The sequence below is a fragment of the Sulfurimonas sp. genome (assembly GCF_016744025.1).
Taxonomy (GTDB): domain Bacteria; phylum Campylobacterota; class Campylobacteria; order Campylobacterales; family Sulfurimonadaceae; genus Sulfurimonas.
This window is the reverse complement of sequence record NZ_JADGFC010000099.1, coordinates 1-10,130: the sequence shown is the minus strand read 5'-3', so window position 1 is coordinate 10,130 and position 10,130 is coordinate 1. Positions and strand designations below refer to the sequence as shown.

The window sequence follows — 10,130 nt, the reverse complement described above, 5'->3', positions numbered from 1 at the left end:
AGAAAATCCTTTTCAACAATTGTCTCTCCAAGTTTTTTGGCAATTGCATCTTTTTCATATTGAAGAGTTTCAATCTCATCTTTATATTCTTTTACAACTCTACTTTTGTCAAATGCTAAACTCATATTTTCAAGAAACTGTTTTTTCCAATTTCTCAAACTCAAAGGTAAAACTCCATATGCACTGGCAATCTCATTAACAGTTTTCTCACCCTCTAAAACTTCCAGTACTAATTTTGCTTTAAAATCTGCATTGTAACTTTTTCTTTTTACACTCATATTTAATCCCTATATTTTCTATTTCAATTTTATCATTTTTGAAATAAGAAAACAAATTTTACTGGTTCAGTTTTAGGGGTTCATTATAGTTAGTATTTCTTGGTAAATTCCACAATCATTCCACAATTATTTTATATACTCCTTTTATAACAACTAAGGAGAACAAGATGAAAACAATTAATAAAGTTTTACTAGGTTTAGCAATAGTAGGTTCACTTACAATAGCAGCAGCAGATGGTGCAAGTTTATATAAAAGCTGTGCTTCATGTCATGGTGCAACAGGTGAGAAAAAAGCTTTAGGTAGATCAGCAATCATAAAAGGTTGGCAAGCTACAAAAACGATTGAAGCCTTAAATGGATATAAAGCTGGAACTTATGGTGGAGCGATGAAAGGTTTAATGAAAGGGCAGGTTAAAGCATTAGATGATTCACAGATTGAAGCTTTAACAAAATATATACAAATACAAAAATAACAAATAAGAAGCTAACTTCACTCTTGAAAAGTTATATTCTTATTTTCTTTATATATCTATAAATTGAAGGTTCAGACATTTGCAGTTTTGTTGCAACTTCTTGTACTGAACCTCTTATGTTAAATACTCCACAATCATCTAGTGCTGCAATAACATCTGTTTTTTCATTTGTAGACATTCTATTTGGTATAACATCAAACTCTTTTATTATTGCATCTATCTTATTTAGTGTTAACTCTTTTGGGTCAGAATTGAGATTTTCTTTAATTGTATTTAGTGATAAAGTTTTATCATCTACGTAGTTTGGAAGTAAAGATGTTAAAAATGATAATGACTTTTTTACTTCATGATAATCAGAATTTAAACATAAAGCGCCGATTATTTTATTTGTTTCATCTCTAATAAAATAAGTAGATGAGTATAAAAATCTTCCCTCTACTGTCTTAGAATTGTAGTTAGATATAAATTGTTTGTCGCCTTTAGATTCAGTAGCTAAAAAGTCTATAACTAAATCTGTTACCGAGTCTCCAATCTTTCTACCGCTTATATGACCATTGATTATATGCACGATAGACTTATCATAGCTTATCAAATCATGTAATAAAATTTCTGTGTTACTCCCTAGAACTTCTCCTAAAAAGTCAGCAATAGAAATAAATCTTTTAATATGTTGATTCAAAAATATCCTTAACATTATAATATGTTTCATTATAAGATATTAATAATAAATTGTCAAATTGTAATAATAAATACTTATCAATTGATGATAAAAAGACTTTACATTGATAATAAATTATTATACAATGCTTGTATCGAAAAAAAATTATCATAAAAAAGGCATCAAGATGAAAGCTATAAACTCAACAAAAGCACCAAGTGCAATCGGACCATATTCACAAGCAGTAAGCAAAGATGGAATTGTTTATGTATCTGGACAATTACCAATTGATGAAACAACTGGAGAATTTGCTGGAGTAGATATTGCTTCACAAGCAAAGCAATCTTTAGAAAATACAAAATATATTTTAGAAGAAGCTGGTTTAGAAATGAAAGATATTATTAAAACTACAATATTATTGAAAAATATAGAAGATTTTGCTGTGGTAAATGAAATTTATGGACAATTTTTCACTGCTCCTTTTCCCGCTCGTGCAACTTATGAAGTGGCTAGATTACCAAAAGACGCTCTAATTGAAATAGAATCAATCGCAAAAAAATAAAATAAGAGAAGCAAAAATGAAAAAAGATATTATTGTAGTAGGCGGTGGATGTATAGGGCTTATGTCTGCTTACTGCTTATTAAAAAGTGGAAGAAGTGTTACTGTAATAGAAAAAGATGATATTACAAATGGTACATCTTTTGGTAATGCTGGATTGTTGTCTGCTTTTAAAAAGGCACCGCTAAGCGTTCCTGGGGCTATCCCTGATACTTTGAAATTAATGCTAAAAGGGGAATCTCCTGCTAGTGTACATCCTGTCTTTGATTTAAACTTATTTAAATGGCTTATAAAGTTTGCAGCAAGTTCAACTCAAGCTAGATTAAAAAGAACACTCGCACTATTTGAAAGATATGGGCGAATTAGTTTAGATATGTATGAAAATATGGTCAAGGAAGATGAAATGGATTTTCATTTTTGTAAAGACGGTTTACTGATGATATATACAGAAGAAAAAACTTTTGATGAAAAAGCTGCTCATTGTAATAATCCTGACGCATATGAGATACTTTCAAAAGAGAAAACAAAAGAGTATATGCCAATTTTAAATGATAAAGTTATTGGGTCAATCTTATTAAAAGAAAATGGGCATATTGATCCTGGTGAATTTATGCTTGAGTTGAAAAAGTTCTTAGAAAACAAAGGTGTAGAGTTTTTATTAAATGAAGAAGTAACAAGATTAGAATTTGAAGGTTCAAAAGTTAGTAAGATCATTACATCTAAAGATGAGTATGAGGCTGAAACTTTTATTTTATCTACTGGTGCTGATGCTACTTTAGCAAAACAAGCAAAAAATAAATTTTTAATGACTCCTGCAAAAGGGTATAGTATTACTTTTAAAATGGATGATTCTTTAAAGCCTAAAACTTCTTCTTTATTTGCAGACTTGTTTATCGCGATGACTCCAAGAAGAGATACTGTTAGAATGACTTCTAAACTTGAACTTGGAACAACTAATCCAGAAATAGTTAGAAAGCAAATTGATAGTATTCATAAAAATCTTGGACAATACACAAATGACTTTGTAAAAGAAGAGATGGTTGAATGGACTGGTTTTAGACCTTTAACACCAAATGATATGCCAATAATTGGATATGACGAAAGATATGATAATCTTGTTCATGCAACAGGATTAGGATGGCTTGGAATCACTTTTGCACCTGCAATTGGAAAAATTATTAATGATGTTATTACTGTTGATAAAAAGAACAGTACAAATGAGGATATTTTATTATTCTCAGCTTTTTATCAAGGATAGATATTAAGTAAAAAAAGATGTGTTAATTGAGTTTATTTCTAAAGATGTATATAAAAATAAAAAAGGCGAAGATATAATGAAAATGTTTAAAAATGGGCTATTTTACATAGCAATGTTATGTATACCAAGTATTACTTTTGCAGAGGAAGCCATAGGTATTGATCAGAAAATTGATCAATTTTTTAGTACTTATTTAGGTTGGTTCGCCAGTACAATATTTTATGGAATAAAGATAGAAGATGGAGTTACATTCCCATTAATAGTAGGATGGTTGATTCTTGCTGCAATTATATTTACTTTTTATTTTGGTTTTAACCAATTCCAAAGATTTGGATTATCTATTGACATTGTTCGTGGAAAATTTTCAAATCCAGAGCATAAAGAGCCAGGTGAAGTTTCACATTTTCAAGCACTTACAACTGCATTATCAGGTACTATTGGTCTTGGAAATATTGCTGGAGTAGGGGTTGCTTTAGCAATCGGTGGCCCAGGTGCAACTTTTTGGATGATACTTTCTGGTCTATTTGGAATGGCATCAAAATTTACAGAGTGTACATTAGGTGTAAAATATAGAAATGAGAATGCGGATGGAACAGTATCAGGTGGTCCAATGTATTATCTATCAAAAGGATTTAAAGAAAAAGGGTATGCAAAAACTGGTAAATACTTAGCGATTGGTTTTGCAATTATGACAATATTTTCTTCACTTGGTGCAGGAAACTTGTTCCAAGGTAATCAAGCAAATGCAATGCTAGTTCAAACATTTGGAATAGCTCCTGGTTATGGTTGGGTTACTGGTGTTGTTTTGGCTGTTCTTGTTGGAGGAGTTATTATAGGTGGTATGCCTTCTATTGGATCAGTAACTTCAAAACTAGTTCCATTTATGGGAACTTTATATGTGGTAATGACACTTATTGTATTAATTTCTCATTATGATCAAATTGGAGGTGCAATTGAACAAATATTTACTGGAGCATTTACCGGTGCTGGAGTTGCAGGTGGTTTTGTTGGAGCCTTAATTCAAGGATTAAAAAGAGCTACTTTCTCAAATGAAGCAGGTGTTGGATCAACTGCAATTGCCCATTCAGCTGCAAAAACTGACGAACCTATATCCGAAGGCTTTGTTTCTTTACTTGAACCGTTCATCGATACAGTTCTTATTTGTACTATGACAGCTTTAGTTATTACTATCTCAGGAATGAACACAGGAGAATTAAGTGGAGTTAACTTGACTTCTGCTGCTTTTACAGAAACTTCAGCTATTTTTGAGTACTTATTGGCACTTGTTGTCGTGATGTTTGCATTTTCAACAATGATTTCATGGTCATACTACGGACTAAAAGCATGGACTTATCTTTTTGGTGAAGGTAAAAAAACTGAACTTGTTTATAAAGGAATGTTTTGCTCATTCGTAGTTGTTGGTACAAGTATCAGTCTTAGTGCTGCTATAGATTTCTCAGATGCTGCGATGTTTGCAATGTCTATATTTAACATCATTGGATTATACTTCTTAATGCCAATCGTTAAAGCTGAGTTAAAATCTTTTATTGCTAGAGTTGATTCAGGTGAAATAAAAAAATATAGATAAATTTCTAAACATAAACAAGCAAAAGGAGGATAATACTTCCTTTTGTTTCTTATATTTTTACAAAGTTAATAAAAATTTTGAGGTTCTTTTTATTGACTCTATAAGAATATAAACTAATAGTTTATTACCAATAATAGGATGCAGTTCAATGAAATTATCAAGACCAGTTTGGGCTGAAATAAATTTAGATAATTTAGCTCATAATATGAGAGAAGTCAGAAGAGTTACAAACAAGAAGTCTAAGGTAGCCGCAGTTATAAAAGCTGATGGTTATGGACATGGTGCAGTGGCTATTGGGCAAACATTATTAGATAATGGCGCAGATATATTTGCAGTTGCTACCTTATCAGAAGCCATACAGCTAAGAGCTTCTTTTGCTGATGTAGAAATTATGATTTTGGGTTACACACCTGAAAACCTGGCAGAAGATGTAGTTCAAAACAATATTATTCAAACAATTTATTCTATAGAACAAGCTAAAGAATTCTCTAGAGTTGCTGTGTCTTTAAACAAAGATATTACAGTACATATCAAAGTAGATACAGGTATGAATCGTTTAGGAATGTCAACTAGCGATGATTCTATAGATGAAACTATAGAAGATATTTTAAAAATTAGTAAGCTTGAGCATTTAGTCTTAGAAGGGATGTTTACACATTTTGCAGTAGCAGATGAGATTGATAAGAAATTCACTATGCAGCAGGTCGAAAAATATAAATATATTGTAAATGACTTAGAAAAAAAAGGATTGTATATTCCTATAAAACATGTTTCAAATAGTGCAACTATAATTGATTTACCTAAATTAAATTTTGATATGATTCGTGCTGGGATAATGCTTTATGGCTTATACCCTTCTAAAAATGTTAAGCACAATGTAGTTGATTTAAAAGAAGTTATGTGCTTAAAGGCAAAAGTTTCTCAGATTAAAGATTTGGAAGCTGGTTCTTGTGTTGGTTATGGACTAAAATATAAAAGTGATACAAAATCACGTATAGCAACTTTACCAGTAGGTTATGCGGATGGTTATACTCGTATGCTATCTGGAAAAGCTATGGTTATGATAAATGGGCAAAAAGTTCCAGTTTGTGGAAATATATGCATGGATCAATGTATTATTGACGTAACAAATATTGATACTAACCTTGGAGATGAAGTCGTGCTTTTTGGTTGTAATAATTTAAATGGAGTCTCAATCGATGATGTAGCTGAGTTGTTAAATACTATCAATTATGAAATTGTATGTATGATTAATAAACGAGTTCCTAGAGTGTATATTAAAAACGATAAGGTCATAGATGCTAAAGACTATGTTCTGATTCTAAGCAACAGATAAAATTTACTAATAAATACTTACTTCTCTACATTATAATAGTTTCTAATCTCACCTTCTAACTCATTAGAGACTATATAAACTTCAATCATTTACCTTTAAAACTACATGAAAATAGAAATCACTTTAATTTACCCATATTATTAAGCCATATTAAAAATAACTTATCATTAAGTAAATCATAAGTAAAATTTATATAGTCTTCTTTTATTATATTTTTATCACAATAATGACTTAATTAATATAAAATCATATTTTAAATTTTTCTCAAAATCTTATCCAAAATCTTAGTAGTCAAAACTCTTTTAAATCCACCCAATAGATGAGTGGCAAGAGTGTTATAATATCTAGGTTGTGGTTTTTTAGCTTCAAGTGCATGAAGTATATTTTTTATTACAACCTCTGATCCTTTTGTAAAAGGATCATTTTCTTTCTCTTTTACAGTGAGTAACTCTTCATTGTAAGCTTTTTCAAAAATACTACCTTCTGAGATAACATTCTTTTTAAACATCTTGATAGCATTTTTTCTAAAGTCTGAGCTTACTGGTCCTGTGTTTATAGTACAAACATGTATATTCGTCTCCATTAGCTCTAGGCGAAGTGTGTCACACAAACCTTCGATGGCATATTTTGAAGCGTTGTAAGCTCCGCGAAAACGAAGTGAGATGATTCCTAAAACAGAAGAGTGTTGAATAACTCTTCCATAACCTTGTTTTCTCATAATCTTTAAAGCTTGATGTGTTAGTTCATGTAGTCCAAAGAAGTTTGTCTCAAACTGCTCTCTTAAAACATCCGTAGTTATATCTTCTACCGCACCAGCTTGACCATATCCAGCATTGTTAAAGACTGCATAAAGTTCTGAGTCATCTTTAGTTATCTCACTTAAAACTCTTGAAATATCTTCAGCGTTAGTAACATCAAGAAGATAAGCCTCTAATCCTTCTTCTTGAAGTCTCTTTACATCTTTTACATCTCTAGCACTTGCATAAACCTTGTATCCATTTTTATGTAAGTAATGGGCTGTGTAATAACCAATACCACTAGAACAACCTGTTATAAGAATGTTCTTCATTTCTTCATAATCTCATAAGGTCTTTTTGTCTCACGAATTACCTCATCCACACTCATATTACGTGATTTACGAATGAACTCTTTGCCATCAAGAAAGATAAGTATTGTAGGAATTGCAAATACATTAAAATGAGGAGCAATTTCTTCACTCTTTGAGATATCAACACTCTCTACCTTAAAGTCATCAAAGTTAGCATCTAAAGCTTCTAAGAGTTTAGGTTTAAGTGCATGACACACATTACATGTAGGTGCTGAGAAGTAGACCATAACAGCCATATTTTTTTCTATAGTTTTATTTATATTTTCAATTGTTTGCATAAGTTGATTATATTATAATACCACTATGAGTTCAATAATATTTTCAATTCTCGGTATATATATCTTTATAGTCCTTGGCTTCATAGCAAAGATGAGTTTTAAAGAACAAATCGACGATAAAACTATCACACTAATCAATGTCTACTTCTTACAAGTTTTTTAACTTTTTGGGGACTTCTTATCCGTCCTATAGATATAACACTCTTCTACGCTCCTAGCATCTATCTTGGCATCGTAGTAGTACTTCTTTTAGTCTCTGTAATAGTTGCAAAAAAACTTTTTGAATCTCCAAAAGAGCACTCTATTGCAACAGTTGCAGCAATCATTGGTAACACTGGAAATCTTGGAATACCTATAAACATAGCTATCTTTGGTGAAGAGTCTATTCCATATACGACAGTGATAAACCTTATGAATGTTTTTGTTGTTTATACAGTAGGTGTGTTTTACTATTCACGTGGAAGCTTCGATACTAAAACATCTTTAAAAAACATTGTAAAACTTCCTATACTTTGGGCAGCGATACTTGCAATAACACTTAGCATCTATGGTTATAAACCTTCAGGTATAGTTCTTAACACTCTTATGATGGGAGCTTACGCTTCTATGACTATGCAACTCTTTTTGTTTGGTATCTATATATATGGAACCAAGATTCAAGAGATAAGTAAGACCTTAGTTCTTTGGGTTTTAACCTTTAAGTTTATACTACTTCCGGCTATTGCTTTTTTAGTTTTAATAAATATAGAACTTGAACCCATGATAAAAGGGATTATCTTTATAGAGTTAATGATGCCTCTAGCCGTCGCTAATGTAAACCTTGCATCTCTATATGATTGTAATCCTAGAGTTGTTACTGCATTAGTCTTTTTTTCTTCGATTGTTTTTTTAGGAGCGATATTTGTAGCTGTGAAAGTTTTAGCTTATTTATAGAGAGAGTTAGTTAACTAGAGAAAGTCTCTAGTTATCCATCGTTTGTAATAGCAGTGATTAGTTCTTTTAAAACATCTTCACATTTATCATTGTCAATCTGACAAGTTCCAGCAGCACCGTGTCCGCCACCACCATATTTGTACATTAACTCACCAACATTAGTTTTTGAACCTCTATCAATGATTGATTTACCTGTTGCAAAAACAGTGTTTTGTTTTTGAAATCCCAAAAGTGTGTGAATAGAGATATTTATTTGAGGGAATATTGCATAAATCATAAAACGATTTCCCGGGTAAATTATCTCTTCATCTCTTAAGTCTAAAACAATCAAGTTAGCATAAACTGTAGAGCATCTCTGTAACTGTTCTTTAAACTCAACTGCATATTTGTTAAACAGATCAACTCTCTCTTTAACATCATCGAGTTTCATAATATCTTCTATACCATGGTCATGACAATAATCAATAAGATCCATCATAAGGTCATAGTTTGAGATTCTAAAATCTCTAAATCTTCCAAGACCTGTACGAGAGTCCATTAAGAAACTAAGTAAGTCCCAACCATTAGGATTTAAGATGTCTTCTTTTGAAAACTGAGCTGAATCTGCTTTATCAACAGCAAGCATCATATCTTCACCAATCATAGAAAGGTCATTATCTTTAACATAGTAATCATAAACAACACGAGCAGCAGATGGAGCATCTGCAATGATAATATGGTTGTCAGCTTTTTCATTACGAACAGTTTCACTCTCATGGTGATCAAAAACTAAATGAGCCACAGCAACATATGGTAGGTTTGTAATAATATCATTCTCAGTAATAACTATACTACCATCTTGCATATCTTTTGGATGAACAAACTTAATCTCATCAATCAACTCTAACTGTTTTAAAATCACAGCACAAACAAGACCATCCATATCACTTCTAGTTACTAAACGAAATTTTTTACTCATAATTTATTACCTTCTAGTTTATAATTGATTTGATTATATATCAATGTTATTAAAGTTACTCTGAATAAGTCTTAACCTAAAGAAATATTTTTATCATTGCTGCCAATAAAGTCATATCTATTTCTTTATTCATTTTAGTTTTCATTAACACTAAAGCTTCAAATGCTGTCATTGCCTCTTTGTACCTAGTGCATCAAAAATATCACATATTCCTATTATACGAGCGTAATAAGGTATATTTTCACCCCTCAAACCAAAGGGATAACCTTTCCCATTCATCTTTTCATTATGATGTCTAATACCTTCTAGTACATTTCTATTTTTTATACCTAACTTCAACCCGAGGGTATAACCTAAAGTTGGGTGCTTTTTAACCTCTTTAAATTCTTCATCTGAGAGCTTTGTACTTTTATTTATAATGTCTACGTCTATTTTACTTTTTCCCAAACCGTGTAAAAGAGCAGCTTCTCCTAACTCTGAAATTTCATCCGCTTTTAGACCTAAAAAAGAACCTAATGAAAGTGCATATATAGATACATTTATGTAATGAGTGTGTGTATAATAGTCATGTGTTGCTATATTCATTAGAGATTTAATCGTGAACTTTGGAATGTCCCCTATAAACTAGACAATTACTAAACCAGTAAAAACCTACATTTTTGAAGACTTTAAATTATACCTTCTTTCAAACTCATTTGGTGAA

The 10,130-nt window shown here is 31.2% G+C and carries 12 protein-coding genes; 6 read left to right on the top strand and 6 right to left on the bottom strand.

From position 1 onward, the window contains the following. Positions 1 to 278 (bottom strand): transposase (locus QZZ48_RS11965; RefSeq protein ID WP_294966138.1); only part of this gene is annotated, 278 nt, incomplete at its 3' end. Between the two features lie 167 nt (positions 279 to 445). On the opposite strand from QZZ48_RS11965, the gene QZZ48_RS11960 reads away from it, so the two are divergent. After that, a complete protein-coding gene (locus QZZ48_RS11960) occupies positions 446 to 751 on the top strand; it encodes a c-type cytochrome (protein ID WP_294966136.1) in 306 nt (101 codons plus the stop codon). Between the two features lie 31 nt (positions 752 to 782). Here the strand turns inward: QZZ48_RS11960 and QZZ48_RS11955 are convergent, their stop codons facing one another. Beyond that, a complete protein-coding gene (locus QZZ48_RS11955; RefSeq protein ID WP_294966133.1) occupies positions 783 to 1,430 on the bottom strand; it encodes a PAS domain-containing protein in 648 nt (215 codons plus the stop codon). A gap of 166 nt (positions 1,431 to 1,596) precedes the next feature. Between QZZ48_RS11955 and QZZ48_RS11950 the strand changes: the two genes are divergently transcribed. The 4 genes from QZZ48_RS11950 (at position 1,597) to alr (ending at position 6,150) form a co-directional block, all read left to right on the top strand. Further along, on the top strand, positions 1,597 to 1,971 hold the full coding sequence (locus QZZ48_RS11950; protein ID WP_294966131.1) for a RidA family protein: 375 nt from the start codon (positions 1,597 to 1,599) through the stop codon (positions 1,969 to 1,971). Between the two features lie 16 nt (positions 1,972 to 1,987). Further along, positions 1,988 to 3,226, top strand: a complete 1,239-nt coding sequence (locus QZZ48_RS11945) for an FAD-dependent oxidoreductase (RefSeq protein ID WP_294966129.1) — start codon at positions 1,988 to 1,990, stop codon at positions 3,224 to 3,226. 19 nt (positions 3,227 to 3,245) lie between these two features. Then, positions 3,246 to 4,814: an alanine/glycine:cation symporter family protein gene (locus QZZ48_RS11940; protein WP_294966126.1), complete on the top strand. Its 1,569-nt coding sequence runs from the start codon at positions 3,246 to 3,248 to the stop codon at positions 4,812 to 4,814. Between the two features lie 148 nt (positions 4,815 to 4,962). Continuing rightward, positions 4,963 to 6,150, top strand: a complete 1,188-nt coding sequence (alr, locus tag QZZ48_RS11935; RefSeq protein ID WP_294966123.1) for an alanine racemase — start codon at positions 4,963 to 4,965, stop codon at positions 6,148 to 6,150. A 253-nt stretch (positions 6,151 to 6,403) separates the two neighbouring features. Here alr and QZZ48_RS11930 read toward each other — a convergent pair whose 3' ends face one another. Together QZZ48_RS11930 and QZZ48_RS11925 are read right to left on the bottom strand one after the other, a co-directional pair. After that, a complete protein-coding gene (locus QZZ48_RS11930) occupies positions 6,404 to 7,219 on the bottom strand; it encodes an SDR family NAD(P)-dependent oxidoreductase (RefSeq protein ID WP_294966121.1) in 816 nt (271 codons plus the stop codon). Next, entirely contained in the window at positions 7,216 to 7,536 is a 321-nt protein-coding gene (locus tag QZZ48_RS11925; RefSeq protein ID WP_294966118.1) for a thioredoxin family protein, read from the bottom strand. Before QZZ48_RS11925 ends, QZZ48_RS11930 begins: the two co-directional genes overlap by 4 nt. A gap of 180 nt (positions 7,537 to 7,716) precedes the next feature. On the opposite strand from QZZ48_RS11925, the gene QZZ48_RS11915 reads away from it, so the two are divergent. Next, entirely contained in the window at positions 7,717 to 8,469 is a 753-nt protein-coding gene (locus tag QZZ48_RS11915; RefSeq protein ID WP_366755935.1) for an AEC family transporter, read from the top strand. Between the two features lie 31 nt (positions 8,470 to 8,500). Here QZZ48_RS11915 and QZZ48_RS11910 read toward each other — a convergent pair whose 3' ends face one another. Both QZZ48_RS11910 and QZZ48_RS11905 read right to left on the bottom strand, forming a co-directional pair. After that, positions 8,501 to 9,427: an exopolyphosphatase gene (locus QZZ48_RS11910; RefSeq protein ID WP_294966112.1), complete on the bottom strand. Its 927-nt coding sequence runs from the start codon at positions 9,425 to 9,427 to the stop codon at positions 8,501 to 8,503. 168 nt (positions 9,428 to 9,595) lie between these two features. After that, the gene (locus tag QZZ48_RS11905; protein ID WP_294966109.1) at positions 9,596 to 10,012 is read right to left on the bottom strand and encodes an HD domain-containing phosphohydrolase; all 417 of its coding nucleotides are present in this window, start codon (positions 10,010 to 10,012) and stop codon (positions 9,596 to 9,598) included. Positions 10,013 to 10,130 lie beyond the last annotated feature (118 nt).